Origin of the sequence: Streptomyces sp. NPDC001828 (genome assembly GCF_042892175.1) — a bacterium.
GTDB lineage: Bacteria > Actinomycetota > Actinomycetes > Streptomycetales > Streptomycetaceae > Streptomyces.
The window spans coordinates 19,341-40,613 of record NZ_JBIATV010000013.1 but is presented as its reverse complement, the minus strand read 5'-3'; the positions used below and the strand labels follow the sequence as shown (position 1 = coordinate 40,613).

Annotated in this window: 19 protein-coding genes; 9 read left to right on the top strand and 10 right to left on the bottom strand. The window is 69.0% G+C overall.

Going from position 1 to position 21,273, the window contains the following annotated elements; all coding sequences use genetic code 11:
• Positions 1-755 precede the first annotated feature (755 nt).
• Positions 756-1,850 carry a helix-turn-helix domain-containing protein gene (locus ACFYZA_RS30370; RefSeq protein ID WP_388493853.1) on the top strand — a complete coding sequence of 365 codons (1,095 nt, stop codon included), beginning with the start codon at positions 756-758 and terminating at the stop codon, positions 1,848-1,850.
• A gap of 236 nt (positions 1,851-2,086) precedes the next feature.
• Here ACFYZA_RS30370 and ACFYZA_RS30365 read toward each other — a convergent pair whose 3' ends face one another.
• From ACFYZA_RS30365 to ACFYZA_RS30350, 4 genes are all read right to left on the bottom strand, one after another.
• A complete protein-coding gene (locus ACFYZA_RS30365; RefSeq protein ID WP_388493851.1) occupies positions 2,087-2,245 on the bottom strand; it encodes a hypothetical protein in 159 nt (52 codons plus the stop codon).
• A gap of 65 nt (positions 2,246-2,310) precedes the next feature.
• Entirely contained in the window at positions 2,311-3,639 is a 1,329-nt protein-coding gene (locus ACFYZA_RS30360) for a hypothetical protein (RefSeq protein WP_388493850.1), read from the bottom strand.
• 240 nt (positions 3,640-3,879) lie between these two features.
• A complete protein-coding gene (locus tag ACFYZA_RS30355; RefSeq protein WP_388493848.1) occupies positions 3,880-4,323 on the bottom strand; it encodes a hypothetical protein in 444 nt (147 codons plus the stop codon).
• A gap of 597 nt (positions 4,324-4,920) precedes the next feature.
• Entirely contained in the window at positions 4,921-5,802 is an 882-nt protein-coding gene (locus ACFYZA_RS30350) for an NADP-dependent oxidoreductase (protein ID WP_388493846.1), read from the bottom strand.
• Between the two features lie 506 nt (positions 5,803-6,308).
• Here ACFYZA_RS30350 and ACFYZA_RS30345 point away from each other — a divergent pair.
• Positions 6,309-6,854 (top strand): hypothetical protein, encoded by a 546-nt coding sequence (locus ACFYZA_RS30345; RefSeq protein ID WP_388493843.1) that lies wholly within the window; start codon positions 6,309-6,311, stop codon positions 6,852-6,854.
• 123 nt (positions 6,855-6,977) lie between these two features.
• Here ACFYZA_RS30345 and ACFYZA_RS30340 read toward each other — a convergent pair whose 3' ends face one another.
• Together ACFYZA_RS30340 and ACFYZA_RS30335 are read right to left on the bottom strand one after the other, a co-directional pair.
• Positions 6,978-7,427 carry a hypothetical protein gene (locus ACFYZA_RS30340; protein ID WP_388493842.1) on the bottom strand — a complete coding sequence of 150 codons (450 nt, stop codon included), beginning with the start codon at positions 7,425-7,427 and terminating at the stop codon, positions 6,978-6,980.
• A 722-nt stretch (positions 7,428-8,149) separates the two neighbouring features.
• Complete coding sequence (locus tag ACFYZA_RS30335) at positions 8,150-8,305, bottom strand: hypothetical protein (RefSeq protein WP_388493840.1); 156 nt, start codon at positions 8,303-8,305, stop codon at positions 8,150-8,152.
• 546 nt (positions 8,306-8,851) lie between these two features.
• Here ACFYZA_RS30335 and ACFYZA_RS30330 point away from each other — a divergent pair.
• On the top strand, positions 8,852-9,547 hold the full coding sequence (locus tag ACFYZA_RS30330) for an HNH endonuclease family protein (protein WP_388493838.1): 696 nt from the start codon (positions 8,852-8,854) through the stop codon (positions 9,545-9,547).
• Positions 9,548-9,904: 357 nt separating this feature from the next.
• Here the strand turns inward: ACFYZA_RS30330 and ACFYZA_RS30325 are convergent, their stop codons facing one another.
• The 3 genes from ACFYZA_RS30325 to ACFYZA_RS30315 all read right to left on the bottom strand — a co-directional run bounded on the left by ACFYZA_RS30325 (position 9,905) and on the right by ACFYZA_RS30315 (position 12,909).
• Complete coding sequence (locus ACFYZA_RS30325; protein ID WP_388493835.1) at positions 9,905-11,152, bottom strand: hypothetical protein; 1,248 nt, start codon at positions 11,150-11,152, stop codon at positions 9,905-9,907.
• Between the two features lie 49 nt (positions 11,153-11,201).
• A complete protein-coding gene (locus ACFYZA_RS30320; protein ID WP_388493833.1) occupies positions 11,202-11,504 on the bottom strand; it encodes a chaplin family protein in 303 nt (100 codons plus the stop codon).
• A 304-nt stretch (positions 11,505-11,808) separates the two neighbouring features.
• Entirely contained in the window at positions 11,809-12,909 is a 1,101-nt protein-coding gene (locus ACFYZA_RS30315; RefSeq protein WP_388493831.1) for a polyprenyl synthetase family protein, read from the bottom strand.
• Between the two features lie 867 nt (positions 12,910-13,776).
• Here ACFYZA_RS30315 and ACFYZA_RS30310 point away from each other — a divergent pair.
• The 6 genes from ACFYZA_RS30310 to ACFYZA_RS30285 all read left to right on the top strand — a co-directional run bounded on the left by ACFYZA_RS30310 (position 13,777) and on the right by ACFYZA_RS30285 (position 19,129).
• Positions 13,777-14,007 (top strand): hypothetical protein, encoded by a 231-nt coding sequence (locus tag ACFYZA_RS30310; RefSeq protein WP_351682539.1) that lies wholly within the window; start codon positions 13,777-13,779, stop codon positions 14,005-14,007.
• Positions 14,008-14,041: 34 nt separating this feature from the next.
• Positions 14,042-15,685 carry an ABC1 kinase family protein gene (locus ACFYZA_RS30305; RefSeq protein ID WP_388493829.1) on the top strand — a complete coding sequence of 548 codons (1,644 nt, stop codon included), beginning with the start codon at positions 14,042-14,044 and terminating at the stop codon, positions 15,683-15,685.
• Positions 15,682-16,758: a class I SAM-dependent methyltransferase gene (locus ACFYZA_RS30300; RefSeq protein ID WP_388493827.1), complete on the top strand. Its 1,077-nt coding sequence runs from the start codon at positions 15,682-15,684 to the stop codon at positions 16,756-16,758. The genes ACFYZA_RS30305 and ACFYZA_RS30300 overlap by 4 nt, the downstream gene beginning before the upstream one ends.
• A 14-nt stretch (positions 16,759-16,772) precedes the next feature.
• Positions 16,773-17,471 carry a tRNA-dependent cyclodipeptide synthase gene (locus ACFYZA_RS30295; RefSeq protein ID WP_388493826.1) on the top strand — a complete coding sequence of 233 codons (699 nt, stop codon included), beginning with the start codon at positions 16,773-16,775 and terminating at the stop codon, positions 17,469-17,471.
• The gene (locus tag ACFYZA_RS30290) at positions 17,468-18,691 is read left to right on the top strand and encodes a cytochrome P450 (RefSeq protein WP_388493825.1); all 1,224 of its coding nucleotides are present in this window, start codon (positions 17,468-17,470) and stop codon (positions 18,689-18,691) included. Before ACFYZA_RS30295 ends, ACFYZA_RS30290 begins: the two co-directional genes overlap by 4 nt.
• Before the next feature lie 267 nt (positions 18,692-18,958).
• Positions 18,959-19,129, top strand: a complete 171-nt coding sequence (locus ACFYZA_RS30285; RefSeq protein ID WP_388493824.1) for a hypothetical protein — start codon at positions 18,959-18,961, stop codon at positions 19,127-19,129.
• A 993-nt stretch (positions 19,130-20,122) separates the two neighbouring features.
• On the opposite strand, the gene ACFYZA_RS30280 is transcribed toward ACFYZA_RS30285, so the two are convergent.
• Positions 20,123-21,178: a helix-hairpin-helix domain-containing protein gene (locus ACFYZA_RS30280; protein ID WP_388493822.1), complete on the bottom strand. Its 1,056-nt coding sequence runs from the start codon at positions 21,176-21,178 to the stop codon at positions 20,123-20,125.
• Between the last annotated feature and the right edge of the window lie 95 nt (positions 21,179-21,273).

Here is a 21,273-nt window from a genome sequence, read left to right as displayed (position 1 = left end):
ACGGAAAGCCCGTCGAGTCGTTCTGTGGCCGTTGTTTGATCGAGTTCTTTCAGTGATGGCGAGTGTTGCCCAGAAAGGGCTGTTCTCACGCAATGGCGGTGAGGGCTGGGGTTTGTGGGGCCCGGCTGGTTGTCAACGGCCATAACACTGTGTGCGCGTGGCGCCAGCGCGGAGTGCCGAAGTAATGTCCGGTCACCGGTGCACGGCACCGGAAAAGACAGCGACCCTGGCGGGCCTACGAAACCGAGCCAGGGCCTGTCGGCTACCGCACTGACGATCCGCGAAACGACATCAACGCCCCTGTGAGGAAACACCTATGTCTGCAGACCGCCATCCGTTCCACGGCCCATTACGGCCCCTGGCACGTGGTGCCGAAGTTAGCATGCCGCCTTCCGCACGGGCGGAAACGCGTGACCGCGTTGACTTGACGGTCACCCTGTCCGGCGGGCTGTTCATTGCCCTGCTCATGCTGCCCATCGTCATGATCCACGGTATTCCGGGACCCGGAGTTGTGCCTGCCCTGAGCGTGTTCATCACCGCTGCCGGGCGGGGTTCCCACGTCTCCTACCGGCGGGTTCCTCGCACCTGACCCCCTGCGGTGATCGGCGGTGCGGGCCACACCCCCGACACGGGGGAGCGGCCGGCACCGCCCGCCGCGCACGCATCGCCGCCCGCCGATTCACCGCACAGCGGGCTGCGAACGACCAGTCAGGAAGCACAAACCCCGCCCCACACCTACCCGGAAGAGGCACCCCATGGCATCCGCAGCGCCCCGCCGCCAGACCTGCCCCAACTGCGGCAAGGAGTTCCTGCAGCCCGTCAGGCCAGGCCGCCCCAACACCTACTGCTCCGCAAAGTGCACCGCCGAGGGCCGCCACAAGGCACCCGACCCGCCGGACCACAGCCAACACGACGCCGACCTCCTCGACATCGCGATGGACTTCCACCTGATCGCCAACGCGCTGCTGGCCGACGCCTACGACAACGCCGGCAGCGCAGCGCTCCTGGCCCACCACGCCCAGCTCACCCGGCAGCTCGACCACCTCGAAGCCGTCATCGTCGGCCGCGGCCGCGCCCAGGGCGAGTCCTGGGAACAGCTCAGCTCCCCGCGCGGGCTGAGCGCCGAACGCCTGCGGAAGAAATGGCCGGCCTCCACACTCAAACGGCGCCTCGACGCCTACCGGGCAGCCCGCGCCCGGCCAGCCGGCGGACCGCTCCTGCCCTCACCACGCAGACCCGGCACCGACGACGACAGCGACACGGCATCCAGCCGCGCCCCGACCGCCCACCTGCTCAGCCACACCCCGCTCCAGCAACTCTCCGGCGCCCTCTCCCACTTGCAACGCCTCTCAGGAAAGCCCCTCAAGGAGACCGCCGCCCAAGCACGGATCTCCCCCTCCCACCTCTCACGGCTCCTCGCCGGACAGCGCCGGCCCTCCTGGCCCGTGACCGAACGCCTGGTCACCGCCTGCCAAGGAGACCTCGCCGAAGTCCAAGTCCTGTGGGAGGCAGCGCACCGGCCCGCAGCCCAGCCCTGCCCACCACCGCCCGAACCCTCCCTCGCCGCCCGCCGCCAATTCCACACCGCAGTACGCGGCCTCTACCTCGCCGCTGACCGCCCCGACCTCTGGACCGTCCAGGCCGCCACCTCCAACTCATTGAGCATCAACCACATCGCACGCACCCTCAGCGGCCCCCACATCCCCGACTGGTACACCGCCAGCCGCCTCGTGTTCGCCCTGCACGGCAGACCCGCCGACTTCCGCGCCCTGTGGCACACAGCAGCACGGACACCAATCCCCGCCTGCGCAGCCCCGGACTTCGCCCTCCCCGCCGGAGCCTTCGGATAGACCGCCGCAGCTCCGTCCGCCGCGCCGCAAGGGAGGATCTGTGACTCGCACACTGTGGGCTTTCCGTCCGTCTTCACCGTCCGCTCTTCGACGGTCATGAACGACGGCATCCTGGCCCACCCCGCTCCTATCAGCACAGCCTGCCTGAGCCGTGGCGACACTGGCGTCGGCCATCTGGCCTTCGCCGACTGCTCGGGCTCGAGTTCGGGTGCTGGCACGACGCGCGGAGGAGTGGTTCAGGGCAGGGGGCAGGTGAAGGGCAGGACGCGATCGGTGAGGCGTCCGGTCACACGCGTGCTGCTCACGGTGCTGTTGGCGAGCCAGTCCGCGGCGGTCAGCTGGTCGAGCAGTTCGGGCAGTTCATCGGCAGGGATCGCGGTCTGCGGGAGCAGCATCTCCAGGGCAAGGCCTTCGCCGCTGGGGCCGAGGTGTCCCTCAAGGCTGGTCCGGGTGGCCAGAATTAGGGCGAGCAGGCGGGCGGCGGCGGTCGCCTTCGTCTTGCGGAGGTTGTTGTCGGTGACGGCTTTCTGGGCCCAGCCGCTGAGCTTCGAGCGCGTCGTCCTGCCGAACCGGAACGGACCGGGCCCTCCCCGTTGGGAAGGAGAGAGGGGATGGTGACCGGTGTGGGGTTTTCCGGGCGGGACTCGAGAAGGCTCTCGACGCTTGCGGGAAGCGACAGCCAGCCGCAGCCAGCCAGTTGCTCCACCACGCCCCCGGGGTCGCTCAGGCCGAGCCCGGTGAGGTCCTGGCCGACCAGGTTGCCCGTCCCGGTATGGGCGGTGCGCAAGGTCAGCATCACCACCACCAGGCGTGTCTCCGGTCCTGGCAGCGGACAGTGTCCGGCGCAGTACGCGAGGGCGGTACGGGCGTGTTCCCATAGCGCGGCGCCGGTCAGTACGCGGTTCAGGGCCGGCTCGCCGCTGTCGGTGCAGTGGGTGCGTTGCTGGTGCTGGAGGCGGGCGGTCTGGGCGGCTTGCTCGGCGCGACGGGCCTCGCGCCGCAGGTGCGGGTCGTCGGTGAGGGCAGACCAGGTGGTGAATGCGGTTGCTTTGCGCGTCTGCAGGCCGGCGAGGAGGGCCAGGTCGGGTTCGGTGCGCTGCTGGTAGGCGCGGAACAGGTCGCCCAGTTCCGTCAGTTCATCGCGCAGCTCGACGGGCCGCAGGCTGTGCGGGACGACCTGCCCGGCAATCCGTCCGTCCCGCGGCGGCCGCGGACGCCGCGGGACGGAACGGGCGGTCGGCACCGGCAGCGAACTACCGGCGGAGGAGGGGTCGGAGAACTGTGGAGCGCACGCAGGCGCAGCGGTCGGGTGATCACAGGTGTCGGCGGGAGTGGCTGCGGCCGTGGCGCGGAGGGCGGGTGGAGCGGTGCCGATGGTCCTGGCGCCCGGGGTCGCGGCCGCACAGCGTGAGCAGCATTCCGTGACGCGCCACCAGCGGCCTTCCCGGTCGGTGACGACGGCCAGGACCACCGGCCCGCCACACCTCCACGGCTCCCCACGCTCAGGCCGATCGTCGCGCCGGGCGAGGCTGTGGGCCTGACAGCTCTCGACCTTACAGGCGCAGAACGCCTGTGCCCGCGGCCCGGATACCGCTTTCAGATGGGCCTTCAGGTGAGCCACCGCGGCCGCGCGGCCAGCCGCCGCGGACGGCAGACGCTCCGTGGGGCAGGCCGGACGGCTGCACGAGACGCGCACGGCCGCACTGCCGCGGCCGGCGGAATCCAGACGCACCGTCCATGTGCGCCCCAGCACCCGGTCCTCAAAGTCGCCCGTGGAGATCTGCGGCATTCAGCCCTCCTGCGCACTCGTCCTCAACTGCCCGCGGCAACCCCGCCATAGAACAGGGAACAGGCGGCGCGGGGAGATCCCACCGTAGGCCTCACCACGGACAAACACCGGTGAACAAGCTCTCTCCACGCCGTACCCGGCCCGCAACGGCCGAGCGCCCACACTCTGGCTAGTGAGCTGTGTCGTCGGCAGCTGGATCATCGGCTGTCCGTCCCTGCCGCTGCCGGGAGCACCCGGGATTCAGGAATGGGCCACGGCGTTGGCCCGCAGGTGTGCGAGCAGGGCTTGTACCTCTCGCGGGTCGTCGCCGTCCGTTGTGAACGACAGGAGAGCCCTCATGACCTGACGGGCAAGCTCGCCTGTCGCCCGGACATTGTCACCGGCCGCGTGCGCCCAGCCGGCCATCATGCTCAGGGCGATCGTCGTCATGTGCGAGATGAGACCCTCACGAAACTCGGACAGGGCCTCCTGGCGGTCGGGCCCGTCCAGGTGGACGATGCCGGTGACGACCAGGAGCATGCTCTGCAGCCGGCTGGCGCCATATTGGGTGATCAGTTGCGCCAGCGGCCGTTCGCGGTGACCACCGCGCACCAGAGCGGCCAGCGCGTCCTCATCACCGCCCCAGGCTGCTTCCAGCGCAGCGACCACGCGCAGGATTTGATCTGGAGTCAGCTCCGCAGACATGGACAACACCTTAGCCACCCAGCGACCAGGCGGGGCGGGAGATCATGGTGGAGCCCTCCCGCCGAGTCCGTTGGCCGTGCGGTGTCGCGCGCTCTGCTGATCCAGGGCCGGCACCGCAGTTGATGTCGGTGCAGATCCGGCTACCAGCGGGAAGGCTGGCTCCGATCCGCGTGGGGCCGCCCTCGTCCCGCCCGGCGGACATACGAGCCGGGAAGACTGCTCCCCTGGTGATTCGAGAAGACTTTCAAACAGCGACGCCATGTTGCGTGGTCTGATGGGCACCCGATCGTTAATCTCGAAGCTTCCGCACGATCCTGTGCGGGGTGGACCCCGATCCGACTTTTACCCGCGGGGCTCACCTCCCCGCACTCGCGGGATAGTGACTGATTTCAGGGGCTATGGCTTCCCATGAGGCAAGTGACGGCAAAGGCCCTTCAACACCGCAGGTGAAAAAGGGTCTCGCCCCCGCACCGCGGGATGTACGGGAAGTGGTGGAGCCGTCCGCAGTCGGGCCGCCCGTCTCGCCCCCGCACCGCGGGATGTACGGACCAACGCTCACGGGCTGACCACCGAAACCTTGTCTCGCCCCCGCACTTCTTATGCCACCTTGATGACGACCTTGCCCGAGGTGTGACCGCTCTCGACGGCGGCGAGGGCGGCCGGGGCGTCGGAGAGCGGATGGACCGCGGTGATTACGGGTGCGAGGAGTCCGTCGAGGGCCAGCCGAGCCGCCCGCTCCAGGTTCTCGCGGTCGACGCGACGCTCGACGAATCGCCCGCCGAGATCGGGCACAGACATGTCACCCACAGCGATGATGTTGCGGGGATCCTGGGCCAGCGGAGCGACCGTCCGCAGCGAGGTGCCTCCGGCCAGGTCGACGATCCCGTCGAAGCCGTCCGGAACCAGCTCGCGTGCCGCGGCGGCGACGTCCTCGGCGGTGTAGTCGATGAACCGCACCCCGATGGCCTCGGCGTGCTCGCGTTTGGCGGTACTCCCGGTGCCGATCACACGCAGCTCGCGTCCGACAGCCAGCCGGGCGACGGCGAGGCCGACCCCACCCCCGACTCCGTTGACCAGGAGCGTGGCACCGGCGGGGAGGCCGAGTTGGTCGAGTACGTCCACCGCGGTCGTCCCCGCTACTGGCAGCGTCGCAGCCACGGTCACGGACAGACCCTCCGGGATGCGCGCGGTGTTCGGCGCGGACAGCACCGTCGTCTCGGCGTAGGTGCCGCCACCGGTGAGTGCGAAGCCGAAGACCGCGTCACCCACCGCGAGCCCGTCGACGTCCTCGCCCAGGGCGAGAACGGTTCCGGCTGCCTCCATGCCCAGCACGCGGGGAAACGGACGCCCGCTGTCGAGCCCGTCGACCAGACCCGAGCGCAGAACGTGGTCGAGGGGATTCACGCCGGCGACGTCGACCCGGATCAGCACCTCGCCGCGACCGGGGACGGGATCGGGACGATCGAAGAACTCCTGCACCTCAGGCCCGCCACACCTGCCGAAACCCCACGCCTGCCCCATCTTTCTCCGCCTCTCGTACGACCGACCCGGTGATTCCGGGCGCTGTTGCCATCCTCACCTCTGACATTGACGTGAGGGGCAACCGGCTGAGATGTAGATCACAGCATCAGGCCGACCGAAAGATCATTGGGGAACTTGAGCGCCGCTCGTTATCCCCAGCAGCTTCGTAAGTTGCGGGTCGAGCTGTGGTGATGCGCAGCGTGGTGGCCTGGTGGGTACGGGCGGCGCAGGGCCTGTGTCGGCCCCGGCTGAGCCGCTGAGCAAGCCGCAGGCGTGGTCGACTCCGAACGAGGGGCCAGCCGTTCTGCGTGATTCCGCCCGCAACCGGTTCGCGTGCGCCAGCGTGGTGTCCGCACGCCCTTACCGGCGTGCAGGCGGGGATGATCGAGTGGAGGGGTGTCATGTGCGAGCGGGAGACGTAGACGACGCAGGAGTTCGGTTCCTCGCATACGGGCTGGGTCGGTGTGCTCCTGGCCGACGGCAGCGTCCCGCCCGCGGTCTTCGTGCCCATGATGAGCTCGGGCGACGGGCACCAGATGTCGCAGTGGAGCATCTACGACGGCGCGGGCCTCGGACATGGGCCGCGTGCGGCCGGACTGCGCGCGGTGTGTTCCTGCGGCTGGAACGGTCCGGAGCACCAGTTGGACTGGGAGGAGATCGGCGATCAGCCCCTGGCCGAGGCAGCCGAGGCAGCGGCAGAGACGTGCAGCATGGACTGGGACGGACACACGCAGGACGTGGAGCGTTCGGCCATCCCCCTTCCCGAGAGCGTGACCGTACTGCTGGCGCAGCTGCGGGGCGAACTCGAAAAGCTGGAGAAGACCTCCCCGCTGGCGGCCCTGCGCGCGGCCCGTCGGCTCGAGGTGACGGCGGTCGAGGTCGGCTACTGGTCGGCGCACGCCGGGCAGCGGGACGCGACGCTCGAACAGGCGGCGGCAGACCTGGGGCTGAGCAAGGACGAAGCTCGCAAGACGCTGGCCCGCTTCGGCCGCTGGAGTCTCTACCGCTGACCACCCGCATCGGCGGCCTTGGAGGGGATCGAAGGCAGGACGGCGCTGGGTTTCTCCAGCGGACCGCGGTCGATCCGTAGCCCGCCAGGAATGCCAGATAGGCAAACGAAGGCGCAGGCACGCTTACTTGAGTGTGATGCAGGGTTTGGTGGTGGCGCCGTAGTTGAACTCCACGCAGATCCGGCTGCCTGCGGGAAGGTCGGGTCCCACACGGTCGTGGCGGCCGCGACCCCAGGTGATCTCGGTCCAGGACTCCACTGCTTTGCCTGCCCGCCAGCTTCCGCCGACATGGCGGGGTCCGCCCGGTGTTTGATACCACCAGCGTGCCAGATTGTGGGATCTGACCGGGCTGCGGTTGGCGTAGATCCAGCTCAGGGTGCGCTGCCGGGAGCCGGCCCGGTGCCAGTAGGTGACGACCATCCCGTAAAGGCACGGGTTGCCCGCCTCGGCGTGACAGGTGTTAGCCCGCTCATCGACATAGGAGTCCGACGAGGCCGGGCCTACCGCAACGGCAAGAGCAGCCGCAACCAACAGCCCAGCCCATAACGCGTGGACTCGCGGAGCCTTCGGCATGAGTGAACCTCCTGAACGACGGATCATGCTGAGTTCAACCGTGCACGGGACCGGGCAACCACCGTGGATGCCGTGCCCCTGCGCCCGTAGACACGTCGGCCCTGACGCCGGCGGGAGGAAGGGGCGTCAGGGCCGGAAACACGATCCGCCTCAGGGGGAGGGCGGGAGTTCCACGTGTCGTCCTGCCCAACGGTGAGGCGGCAACAAGGGTCACGCACCTCTGTCACAGGGATCCGGGCGAGCGATTCATCGGCCGAGCTGTTGACGGCAGGCGCGCACCACGGACGGATCGAAGCCCGTCCCCTGCGCCCAGGAACAGACCGCCCCGGTGTTATACGGCGGAGGGACTTGATGCGGGCGATGCCGTGCAGGGGAGGAGCGCCGGATGACAGCCGGGGGCCGGCCGGTTACGCGGTGAGGGTGCCGTGACGTGGCGACAGCGGGTTCGTGCTGGGGCTGGCCCGGGTCGGGGCGGGCCGCAGGGTGGGAGGTAGCGGCCGAGGTCGCGGTGGCGGTGGCTGGGCCGTAGGCGGGGGCCAGGGTCTCCCGTGCGGCCGGCTGGACGGGGTCCGGCCACCCTGGGCCCGGAGTCACCGTGGCCAGACGCTCCCCCCGGGGAGGTAATCCCCCGGCAGGGGAGACCGCGTTGGGGGCGATGGTCACGCAGCCTGTGCTGAGAACCAGCACGGCCAGCACGGTGGGCAGCAGGAGGGGGATGCGCATCAGGAGGTGCGGGCGAGTGATTCCTTCGCCGTGGAGATCAGGTGCCGGTCCACCCAGCCGTCTACGCCCGACCCCTTCATCGTGATGTGCGCCCAGTTCACGTCACGGGTGTAGCCGTGGAAGCGGCACTTCTGGTCGCGGTACCCGATCCCCATCCTTGCCGCCGCCGTTGAAGGGGCCTGTCGGATGACAGCCGCATCGGTGTCGATCCGGCACGGCTCCTCACCCGACGACGCCGCAACCGACGACGCCATCGGCCCGACAGCGAGGACGCCCAGCGCACCGGCAATCCCGACAGCCCGCATGGCCCTGGTGCGCACCCGCATCCCTCCAAAGATCACAAACAGCGGAGGCACCTTCGTAGCGAGACTGCGGCGGTCAAGTCGAACCAGATCGCGTGCCGTTCATCCATGGGCGTGGAAACTGCCATCATCACACCAGGCCGCTGGTCACTGGTGCGGCTGTACCGGCCCCGTGATCTCGAGGTGCCCGGGCCAGAGCCAGAAGAGGACTTCAGTGACCTCCTCGTCCGCAGACCAGGCTCAGGCGCAGGCTGCACGCCGGCCGCCAGATGAACGCGGCTTGTGCGATGACCGCTCTTCTCATCCTCAGGGATGAACTCGACGGGGAACAGCTCGACTTGAATGCCGCCGCCCCGATAGGAAGATCACCCGAGACTGTCGATCTTCCCGGGGGATCCCGTGCGCGTACGCCTCACGACGTTCAGCCTGACCACGGCCACCGCGCTCAGCGCGCTCACGACGCTCCTGGCACCCGCGGCCGCGGCCACCCCGCAGAGCGGCCCGCTCGGCAGGGCCGGTGACGTCATCACGATGCCGACCCGTGATGCCCTGGCCGCGCTGCCGATCCAGGCGGAGGACCGGACCGGCTACCAGCGCACCGCGTTCAAGCACTGGGTCGACGCGGACAAGGACGGCTGCAACACCCGCGCCGAAATCCTCAAGCGCGACGCCCTCCTCGCTCCCCAGCAAGGCGCCAGGTGCGCACTGTCCGGCGGCCGCTGGTATTCCACCTACGACGACCAGTACCTCGACGACCCCAAGGCCCTCGACATCGACCACCGCGTCCCCCTCGCCGAAGCCTGGGACTCCGGCGCCGGCCAATGGACCGCCACCGAGCGCGAGGCCTACGCCAACGACCTCGGCGACCGCCGCGCCCTGGTGGCCGTCTCCGCGAAGTCCAACCGGTCCAAGGCCGACCAGGACCCCGCCACCTGGATGCCCCCGTTCGCCGGCGACACCTGCGAATACGTCACCGACTGGATCGCCATCAAAGTCCGCTGGCAGCTGTCCATCGACCCCATCGAACAAGGCGCGCTGGACGCCAAGGCCGCCGACTGCCCCAACACCCCCTTGCGCGTCACGCTCGCACGTTGACCGCCGTGCAGCACGGACGCTGCCTTCTGCGGTGACGGGGGGCGACCACCCGGCACAGGGCTGCGCGCTCGTCGCCGCGCGGGGGAGCGGGAGCGGCCTTACCGTGAAGCGGAGTGCCCGAGGGCGCTTGAGCGGCCGGTCGTCTCCCGCACGTTGGCGACCGGCCGCCTGCACGCCCGGGAGCCGCCGCACAGGGCGCGAACCCGGGCTGGCTGCAGCACCAACGTACCGAACTCCGCCTGCGGGACGGGTTGTGGTGTCCATTCGGGCAGCAAGCTGAGCGCATGCCGGCCTTGGCGAGTGTGTAAGAACACTGGCTGTCTTTGGGAGTCGTTGATCTGCGGAGGCAGGTGAGGATCAGTGGAGGCTGAGGACGTCGGCGGGGGTGCGTGTGGCGAGGAGAAGGTCCTCGTAGGTGTGGTGGCGGCGGGTGGTGGTGCGGTGGTGCAGCAGGCTGGCGGCGCGCTCGTGTTCTCCCGCGTCGACGAGAGCGCGGGCGAGGGTGTCCTGGATGATTTCGCGTTCGACCCGTACGCCGCCGATCCGCTCCGCGTGTTCGCCCAGACCGGCGAGCAGGTCCACTGCGGCACGGGGGCGGCCTGCGGTGATCTCCGCCAGCGCCTGGACCACAGGGGCGAGGACGTCGCGGTAGTCGGGCCGTTCGTCTGCGGCGGCCCGACGGGCCAGGATGCGGAGGTCGTCAGTGCCGGCCTCCACGGCCAGGGCCAGGGCCAGGTTGAAGGTGTGGAAGATCTCCGCCATCCCGCCCGGTGCGGCAAGCAGTTCCCGCACGTGAGCCGGATCGCTCTGCTCGGCCGGTTTCTGTCCGGCCAGGAGTAGTCGCCAGTTCGTCGCGGCGCGCATGCCCACATCCGTACGCGCCAGTGCCGCATCCGCCCGCCGGCGCGCGTCCGCGAAATCACCGCAGGCGATGGACTGCAGCGCGGCATGCCAGTTCAGGTGCCGCGACTGCACCGCCTGCGGATCCTTGAGCAGCCATTGGTCGAGGAAGTCGGCCGAGGCGCGACCGTTCCCGAGCTCGTGCTCGGCGTGGGCGCGGGCGTGAGCGGCCACACCGGAGCGGGGATACAAGTCCAGTGCGCGGCCTGCCTGTTCGTACGCCTCACGGATCCGGCCCTGCTCGGCCCAGGTCGCGGCCAGCCAGCTCTGCCAGGGCCAGTTGTCCGGGCCGGCCACCGCGGCCTGTTCCTGGGTCAGGGCTTCGCCGTGTGCCCGGTAGGCGGCATCGCCGCAGGCGGAGAACGTGCCCAGCAGCAGCCCGGCCTGCTCATCTGCGGGCCAGCGGGCGAAGTGCCCCACCAGATGATCGGCGGTCAGCCGGTACTGCCGGTGGGTGTGGAGGAAGATCCCGTACACCAGACTCGCCTCCCGCTTCCCGGCGGTCAGTGCGTCCCGGTGCGCGATCGACAGCTGTTCCTTCAGTACGGCGTCGTCCCAGCGGTCTCCGGTTGCCAGCGCCAGCAACGCCCGCGCCACGCCGCAGTTCTCGTCCGAGCCGACCCACTGGCGCAGCAGCGGAAGCACCTGCCCGTTCAGCGACAGCAGCGCCTCCACGGCCCGTTCCGCCACCGGCCTGTCCGGCACTGTCCCGTTTCCTCCGGTGGGTTCCTTCATCGCGCGCTCGCCGGCTCGTTCACACGCTGGCGGGGATCAGCGCCGTGCAGACGATGCCGCTGTTGCCGCAGTGATTGCGTGGCAAATCCAGCGGCAGGCCGGTCTGATTCCCGCTCGCTACTCCGCTCCCGGTCACCGTGGATCCCACCGTCCGCACGGCTCCCTGGCTGGTACAGGAGTTGCCGAAGACCGCGTTGCCGACCCCGATCACGTTCGCGTGGGCGGCACCGGCCGGGAGCAGTGCCGCTCCTGCCGCCGCGCCCACCACCGCGGCCCGCGCGCCCGCACGCCGCACCGCACCGCCCGCACTCCGTGCCTCCATGCTCATCGCGCTCCTCTTCCATCCGTGACCCGCGTCCCGGTGTCTGACCAGACCGCTGCGGCCTGACCAACCCAGGCCGCATCTCATCAACGAATGAATCCGGCATATGACACGCGGATACCACCTGAGCTTTCGTGGGGACAGCCTCCCCGTGCTCGGCGCCCTGGCCAACATCCACCCACGGGACTTGGCCCGGTCGCGGCGCTCGTGTCGGATCCGCGCCCAGGTGCTTTGCCGTAGTCGCCTTGCGCGCGCTGCCGTCGCCCGGGGCAGTCGGCGAGGGCCTGGCCCACGAACGGCGGGGTCAATCGTGGCGGGCGAGGTTCACCGGTGTGCTGACGGCGGCATGGGCGATTTGATGCAGCGCGTCGGCGACGTGAGGTTCAAGAGCGGCCGACTTCACTGCGCGCAGGGCTTGTTCGTAGCGGAGACTGATCATCTGGTGCACGGCGTGGTCGGCCCCGGTGGCGATGATCACGTCGCGGGCCGTGGCCGCCTGCTCCTCGTTCAGCGTCGGGCATCCGAGGAGACGGTGTAGTTGGGCGCTTTGGTGTCGGGTTGCGCGGGTGAGGGCGAAGGCCATAAGGACAGTGGCTTTGCCGGCGCGCAGGTCGTCGAGGGCGGGCTTCCCGGTGACGGCGCAGCTGCCGAAGATGCCGAGGAGATCGTCGTGGAGCTGGAAGGCTTCGCCGAGTGGCAGCGCGTAGGCGGAGAGGGCGTCCAAGAGCTGCCGGTCGGCGCCGGCGAGTGCGGCGCCGAGGTGTAGGGGCCGTTCGAAGGTGTACTTCGCCGTCTTGTACCGGATCACGGTGAGCGCGGTGTCGAGGTCGGTGGTGGGGGTGCCGGCAGCGGTGAGGTCGAGGAACTGGCCGAGGGCGATCTCGGTGCGCATCTCGTCCAGCAGAGGTCGGATCCTGCATAACTGTGCGCGGCTGGGGTGCCCGGCGTGCAGGAGTTCGTCGGACCAGGCGGAGGCGAGGTTGCCGATGAGGATGGCAGCGCCGTCGCCGAAGCGGTCGCTGGCTGGGGTGGTTTGGTTGCTGCGGGAACGCTGGTGGGCGAAGGAGCGGTGGATGGTCGGGCCACCTCTGCGGATGTCGGACTGATCCATCACGTCGTCATGAATCAGGGCGAAGGCGTGGAACAACTCCAGGGAAGCGGCGAGGTGGTGGACGGCCCGGTAGGGGCCCGGTGCACTTGCGGCGTGCCAGCCGATCAAGGCCAGGATCGGGCGGAGGCGTTTGCTCCCCGTGTCGAGGAGGCCCCGGATCGGAGCGGCGAGATCGGGGAAGCCGTCCTGGGTGATCTGCTGGGACTTGCACGTCAGGAAGTCGGTGAGGATTTCTTCGACGGGCTTCTTGAGTCTCTCGGGGTCGAGCGTTGCTGCTTGGAGCTGGAAAGTCATGCCAGGGTCCTCGCTCGTGGGGAGTGGACATTGCGAGCCTCATCGAGGCCGGCCTGGGCGAGATGCGGTGCACGCGGTCTTGTTCGGCAGCGGGGCTGTAAGGGGGCCGACGGGGCGTGCTCGGCCGTGGAGGCGCACGTTCTCGAGCCCGTGGACGGTAGCTGGGAGCAGGGCGCCACCACGTGGCCGCGGCAGCGGAGAATTGGTGATGGTTCAACAGGTGGCCAGCGAGTTCCTCCATGGTGCGGGCGATCCCCGCACCTCGCTGTGTCATTCCCCCTCGATCGCTCTTATCACTGGCGCACTCGGTCCGGCGGAAGTGAAAGCGGAGCGTTCGCGGGGATTAGCGGCGTGCGCCCGGTATTTCATACGCCGTAGCGAACGCATCAGCAAACCGCATCGAACCGAGCCGCGGAAACGTTTCTTGCGAGACCGCCGCCCGTCCGCCTTGCCGCAGGCGAACGGAGAGGGTGGGCCACGTCCGTACAGACGGACACCATGCGCCCCCTTTGAAACGTCCACCTCGCCGCAAGCGGCGCGTGAATATGACACCCCGTACGCCAGTGAGCCCCAACTCGGCACTCCGCAACCATAGTTGATCAAAAAAGAAGAAGACTCGCCCAAGCATTGATGACCAATGCGACCCATGAGGCCAAAGCGGGGAGAGTTTCGAAAAAAATGCGGACACCATGTGTACGCATGGAGCGCAAACCTGAATGGACCCCTCCCCTGGTCCAAGTGCACTTATTGACGCGAGCACGCCCGGCCGTGAAGCTCACATATACGCACCGATGCAGCAGGCAATTCCCTGCCGCAATCGACGCCGCCAGCGCATTTGTAAATCCCCTCGTGAACGAAGGAGTACCCATGTCCAAAAGGTCACTATTCGACGACGTCATCAAGCGAACGGAACGGCTGAACAAGGACACCGGAAAGGCGCTGCGCCGTGGTTTCAAGTCCACCGGCAAGGGCTCAAAGAAGCGTGCCAAGCGTAATGAGCGGGACATCCGTGAACTGGCGGGCAACGTCAACGCGCTGACGCAGCAGGTGGCGCTGCTGGCAGCCGGCTCGTCGGGTGCGAACTCCGCCAAGGCCTGACCACGACTCCACGCTGTCGGCGCTTCTCGACGCGGTGCCCAGCATCCAGCGGCACCGCGTCACACCCGGCGAGTGGGAGACGGCGCGATGCGGAATCGCCGAGCCACCCGGACGGCTGCCCGGCCCTGGCCGCACCTCCACACCACTCTTCACCGAAGGCGGAACAGTGGCTCCTCGACGTGCACGTCAGACCATCGCGGTGCTCGGTCGGCTGGGTTTGGACGAGGCATCGCACCTCGCTCGGGGGCGCCTGGCCCGAGACGCGCGGGAGCCCCGACAGTCCGCGGAGCGGCGTCGGGCGCAGGCGTTCCGACAGGCGCTGGAACAGCTCGGGCCGCTCTATGTGAAGGTCGGGCAGCTGCTGAGTACCCGGCCGGATCTGATGCCCGCGTATATGCGGGCCGAGTTGTCCCTGCTGACGGACGAGGTCGGCGCCCTGCCCTTTGCTGCCTTCGAGCCGGTCCTGGAGGCCGAGTTGGGAGGGAACTGGCGGTCGTCGTTCACGAGCTTCGAGACGGCCCACGTGCTCGGCACGGCCTCTCTGGCGCAGGTGTACCGCGCCCGGCGTTCGGACGGAACCGCATGCGTCGTGAAGATCCAGCGCCCCGGATCACGCGAGACCGTCCTCGGCGACATGGCTCTGCTGCGCAGCGTGGTGAAGAGCGTGGCCCGCATGACACCGCGGTTCAGCGAGGTCATCGACGCCAAAGCCATGATCGATGTCCTGTTCACCTCGATGGCGGACGAACTGGATTTCACGCGCGAGGCCGCGAACATGAAGGACGGGCGCAAAGCCGCCCGCGGCTATCGCACGATCAAGGTGCCCAAAGTCATCCTCGCCACGCCCAGCGTGCTGATCCAGACCCTCGCCAAAGGCCAGGCGGCTAACCGGATGAAACCCGGCGACCTGAGCAGGAAGAAGCGCAAACGCGTATCCAAGGAGCTCCTGACGTTCATCTTCAAGAGCTATTTCATCGACCGGACCTTTCATGCGGACCCCCACCCCGGGAACGTCCTGGTCGACGCGGACGGCACGGCCCACATCATCGACTGGGGCATGGTCGGGAAGATCGACCGCAGTACCAGTGCCGCGATGCTCGAAGCCCTGCTGGCCATGGCCTACAACGACGGTGCCAGCCTCGCGCGCGCCTGGATGCGACTGGGCCACACCACCCCATGGAGCAACATCGGCGGCTTCACCTCGGACATCGCCCGCTTCGTTCCCAGGGTGACCGACGCATCTTTGGAGGAACTGAACTTCGGTGTGGCCTTCAGTGAGGTCATCGCCTACTCCACCCGGCGTGGCATCCAGACAGCGCCGGCCGCGTCCATCATCGGGAAGTCCTTCGCGAACATGGAGGGAACGGTCCGGCACATCAGCCCCGGCCTGAAAATGGCGGACAGCATCCGCGAAGTCCTGCGGGAGGTCCTCCTCGCAACGGTCAAGGACCTCGTCTCACCGGAGCAGTTGGGCCAGTACACCCTCCAGTCCGCCCACGCCATCACGCATGGGCCCGGTCTGGGCATGCGCCTCCTGGCCGACCTCACCAACCGCCAGGTCACCGTGCAGAGCAACACACAACTCGGTCACCCCGTAAAGCCCGGCAGTCGCATGCCCTCCGGACTCAAGACGGCCCTGGGACTGGGCGCCCTGGCGGCCTGGAAGCACCGCAGATGAATCAACGGCCCCTCGTGATCGTCCACGCTCTCGCCCTGGTGGCCCCTGATCGGGAGCAAGGGGGCCCTTCGGGCGGGAACGGGCGCGGGGAAACGGAGCGCTGTCGGCTCCTGCCTATCAACATCCCAGCGGCACGTTGCTCGGAGCGGCCACACAGCACCGCCGAGCACACCGCCTGTACCCCGTGTGGCAGCAAGGTCCGTGTCTTCAGTGGCCTTCGCCGTAATCGTTCTCGGCGCCCAGGTCCGGACGTCATGTCCACAATCAAGGAGGTTGCTGTGGAATCCCAGTTCGACACAGTGGTCGCGGCGTATGAGCAGAGCATGGAGGCGATGCCGTTCCGGGAACACGTCGAGGCGCACAGCTTCTTGCGCGCCGTCGGCGACGTCACCGGGCAAAGCGTGCTCGACCTTGGCTGTGGCAGCGGGCTGTACGCCCGACGGCTGCGTGCCGCAGGGGCGACGCGGGTGGTGGGCATGGACGAGTCGACCGCCATGGTGGACTACGCGCGCCAACGGGAGGAGCGCGAGGGGCTGGGGGTTGAGTTCCTCGCCGCGAACGCCGCCGACCCGGCCGCCGGCGCCCTGCCGGGGATCAGCGGGGTGTTCGACGTGGTCACGGCCGTGTACGTACTGCCCTACGCCCCGACCCTGACAGCGCTCCAGGGCTTCTGCGCCACCGCCCGGCGGGCCCTGCGCCCCAGAGGCGGCCGGTTCGTGGCCGCGGTCCTCAACCCCGGTTTCTCCACCGATCCCGACTGGTACCGGCGCTACGGCATGGAGCTCAGCGCGCAGCAGCCGTCGAGCGAGGGTGCACCGGGTCATTTGAAGGCGTGGGTGGGGGACGAAGTCCTCGACGTGGACTTCTTCTGCTGGTCGGCCGCGGCGCACGAGCACGCCCTGCGCGCAGCCGGTTTCGGCCGGATCGCCTGGATCCGTCCGCAGGTCTCCGAGCAGGGCCGAAAAGCGTACGGCGACGCGTTCTGGACGAACTACCTCGACTGCCCCCACGCGTTGCTCCTCCACGCACAGGCCGGCCCCCGGGCCGAATTGGCCTCACCCATCCCCCAGTAAGGAGTGCACCTCCCATGGCGTCACACTTCCTCATCCAGCCGTGCTCACCGGACAGCGAGAGGCTGGTGAAGCAGGCTGAACATGTGCTGCTGGGCCTGTCCCCGTGGAACGGCTACTACAAGCCCCGCAACATCGAGGCCCTCATCGACTGGGCCTGCACACACTTCCAGCACGTGGACGTGTTCGTCCCCGGCTACGAGGCCGCCCACACGCTTACCGCGGCAGGCTTCACCGCCCCCAAAGCCGTGCACCGCACTCGGCGGGCCGTGAGCCAGCTACGCAATCCCGCTCTCCGCGCCCTGCAACGGGCCGGCATCGACGACCCGCAGCGGCATCTGCACACCTGGACTCAACTCGCCGACCGCCCACCGTACGTGGCCTCCCGCGCCCGCGCGGAGGCCGCCTACCGGGACGATCCCGCGGTGCGCCGCTCGTGCCGGCTGACCGCCTACGGTGCGGTCCGCCACGCCTCTGGACTGGATCCCACCGACGCACAGATCGACCAGGCGGTCAGCTATCCGCTCGCCGAACTCCCGCTGGTCGTCGACGGCCCCGCCATTCTGGGAACCGAGACGTCGGTGTTCGTCTACCACCGCCGGATGGACCTCGTCGAACCGTTGATCACCGGCGAGGCGACCCACCTGCGACCGGCCCCCGGACAGGGCTACGCGGTCGTGACTCCTGCCGGAGACGGACAGGGAGCGACGTTATGAGTATGGACGTGGAGCGAATGCTGCCGCTGCAATACCCCTTCACCCCTGGCCCGTTGGGCACCCCGCCCCCGGTTTTGGACTGGGCGCGCAAGCACCACCCGGTCTGCCCGGTCCGGCTGCCCTCCGGAACCCAGGTGTGGATGATCTCCCGCCGCAGTGACATCGCCCAGGTCCTCACCGATCCACGGTTCTCCCGCGATCTCGTGTACCAGGGAGCCCCGCGGTTCGTCGGCGAGGACTTCACCTCGATGGCGGGAGGGATCTTCAACCTCGACCCGCCCGACCACACCCGGGTCCGCCACGTGATCAGCCGCTTCTACACACGCGCCGAAGTGGAGACATACCGGCCCATGGTGGAGCGGCACGCGGCCCGACTCCTGGACGCCATGGCCGACGGCCCCAACCCGGCCGACCTGGTCCCCGCATACGCCGCCCCACTGCCCCTGGCCGTGAGCTCAGAGATCCTGCGAGTCCCCGTCGAACAGCGGGAAACCTACCTCGCGTACTTCCGCACCCAGACCAACCTGGCGGTCCCTCCCGAAGAGGTCGCCGCGGCCACCCAGGCGGTCATCGCCTTCACGAGCGAGGTCATCGAGGCCAAACGACGCGAGGGTGCGGCCGAGCAAGGGCCCATCGAGGCCCTCATCCAGGCCGAGGCCGCCGGTCAGATCAGCGAACAGGAACTGCAGGGCACGGTGGCGTACTTGTTCGTCACCGGCTCCGAGCCCCTGGTATCACCACTGGGCACGGGAGTCGTCACGCTCCTGCTCCACGGCGGCCAGCTCAAGGAATGCATCAAAGACCCAGACCTGTGGCCCAAGGCCGTGGAGGAAGTCCTGCGCTACCACCACAACGGCGTGCTGGGCATGCCACGTGTCGCCACCGAGGACGTCACCCTGCACGGCGTGACCATGCGTAAGGGCGACGGAGTGTGCACCCCGATGCTGGGCGCGACCTGGGACCCCGAGCACTACCGCAACCCAGCCAAGTTCAACATCCACCGCCGCACCGACGCCGCCGCAACTTTCGGAGCCGGCCCGCACTTCTGCCTGGGCGCAGCCCTGACCCGCATGTTCCTGCACACCGCCTACCAGGCGCTGTTCGCCCGCTTCCCCACCCTCTTCCTCGCCGTCCCCGAAGACGACATCCCCTGGGAACTCGACCTGTTCTTCACCAAGCCAGCCGTGCTGCCCGTGGCCTGGGACCCCGGCCCGCACTGATCCCGCACACCACCAGGCCACGACACACCGACCTGTCGTCCCACCTCCACCTTCGCCCCCGCCCCCTGGTGAGGCTTCGGTACGTCATAGCAGAGAAAGGCGGTCGCTCAAGTACCAGTTGGCGCTGACACCAGCCTCGACCGCCAGCTGCGCGACGCCCTCACCGAAGCCGGGCAGGGGGCAATCGCCAGCCCGGCCCTTCCGCGCCAGTACCGACCGTGGGCAGGCGCCGCAGCGTGCACCAATGGATCCAGCGAGAGGCACCACATGTGGGCCAGACCCCGAGGACTGTTCTTCTGGCTCTGCCTGGTCATCGTGCTGTTCACCGTGGCTGTCAAGCCAGTCCAGTTCGCCCATGTCATCACCAACGTCTTCCACGGCGTCGGCGCGTTCTTCAGCGGCCTGTGCGACTTCCTCGATGCCCTCGGTGCCATATGATCCACCCTCCCGGTCCCCTCAGGGCGCTCCTGCCAACTTGCTCCAACTCCACAAGCCTCGTGAAAGGACGTCTGGATGCGTGTCGTGATGGCGATGCTCGCCCTGTGTGCTCTCAGTGCATTCGGCGCGGGATGCAGCGCGAAACTCCCCGACATCACAGTCATAGCAACCACACCGGCCCTGGCACCGCAGTTCCCCGCAGCAGGCTGGCCCCCCTACCTCAGGCCCCCGGACCCGCCACCCCCTCCGGACCCGGGCAACAACCGGCCCACCGTGCAACACGCCCTACCCACACGCCAGTCGACGCCCGCACCCGCTCCGACCGCCGCCGGAGCGCCGTTACCACCCGGAACACACCCGGCCATGCCCCCACAGGACAACCACGCAAGTACCACGCTCCCGCCCCTCTGCCCCGCCACGCCGCCGGCTGGACGGAACCCCTCAACGCCACCCCCGAATAAAGCACCGCCCAACCCACCAACCCCTACACCAACCACAACTAAGCCACAGAAGTCGACACCCGGGGACCATCGCTGAGCACGAGACCTTGGAGGAAACGTCATCCAGGTGTTGGTAGGCACGGGCCGTGGCCCATTCGTTCCCCAGACGAGACCCGGTGCTGGGCCAGCTGGCCGGGGCGGTTGCTGTAGCCGAGTACCTCGGCGATCTCGGTGCTGCTGGTGCGGGTGAGCGCGGCGGTGAGGTACGCCTCGGCCCACAGCGGGATGACCGTCCCCGTATCGTCGAACAGGTCGGGCAGCGGCCCGGGTTCGAGGGCCGGGCCGCCTACGGGTGCCGGCCTGGCTGCACGGACTTCCGGGTGCCAGGCCTCCGGTGATCTGCAGCCAGAGCCGGCTGCCGGACGAGAAGGTGACCGTGATGCCGTACACCAGGGTGTCATCGCCTGCCAGGGGTCGACAGCGGTGATGTCCGGACCGCTCGAACGCAGGGCCTGGACGCAGAACTGGTGAAGCGGTCCAGCACAAGAGCTCCTCAGATGGCACGGTGGCGGCCGGCGCCGCGCGCGGTGGCGGGCGGGTCGGCGAGGGTGGCGGGGCGGATGGCGTTGGGGCCGAACTTTTGGCGGGCCGCGTCGGCGACGGCTTCGATGCGGCGCTGCTTGTCGTCGGCGGGGTCCAGGAGCAGCTGGTGGAAGGCCTGGTGGGCGGGGGCGAGGCCTTCGGCGCGCAGCCCGATGTTCTGGACGCGGGCCCGTTGGAGCCCCAGGGACCGGTAGAGGTCGAGGCCTGTGCGGGTGAGGGCGGTGGTGTGGGCGGTCGCTTCGGGCAGGCGTCTGGTGCGCGTGGTGGAGGTCTGGTCGGCGTAGCGGACCACGATCGCCAGGCCCCGGCACACTTCGTGCGAGGCGCGCAGGCGTTGACCGAGCTCGTCGGCCAGGGCGAGCAGTGCGCGGTGGTGCTGGGCCGGGTCGAGTTCGTCGCTGGGGAAGCGGTGGCTGCAGGTGGTGGAGCGGACGAGGGCTTCGCGCTGGACGGGCCGGTCGTCGACCCCGTGTGCGAGCGTGTGGAGTTCGCGGGCGGGGGTGGCGCCGAGGATGCGGGCCAGGGTGGCCGGCGGAGTATCGGCCAGCTCGCCGACAGTCCGGATCCCGAAGCTTTTCAGCGTGCGGGCGGTCGCCGGCCCGACCCCTGGGAGCAGGGCGGTGGGCTGGGGGCGCAGGAACGCTTCGACCGCGGCCGGTTCGGGGTCGATGACGGTGATGCGGCCGGGCGGCGTGAGCGCGGCCGCCATCGCCGCGACCATCACCGACGGGCCGGCACCGATCGTCGTCGCCACTCCATGGAGCGCAAGCGCCCGCAGCGCCAGGACCTGTCCTGCCTCGTAGGGGGTGCGGTCGAGGTAGCGGAGCGCGCCGGTGAGGTCGAGGTCGACCGCCAGGTCCTGAGGACGCGGCTGGAAGCGCGGAGTGAAGTCCTCCACCAGCGTCACCAACTGGCCGAACAACGCGTCCTGGTCGTCTTGGCAATCGGATCCGGGGTGGAAGAAGACCCGCATGATGCACCGGCCGCCCCTGCTGTGATCGTTCATGGCGCCGGTCACCCCGCGCTCCCCTGGCTGGTGTGGCTTGTCCGAACTACGCCGCCGCTTTCGGATCTTGAACTTGCCTGCGCACCCCTGCCCCT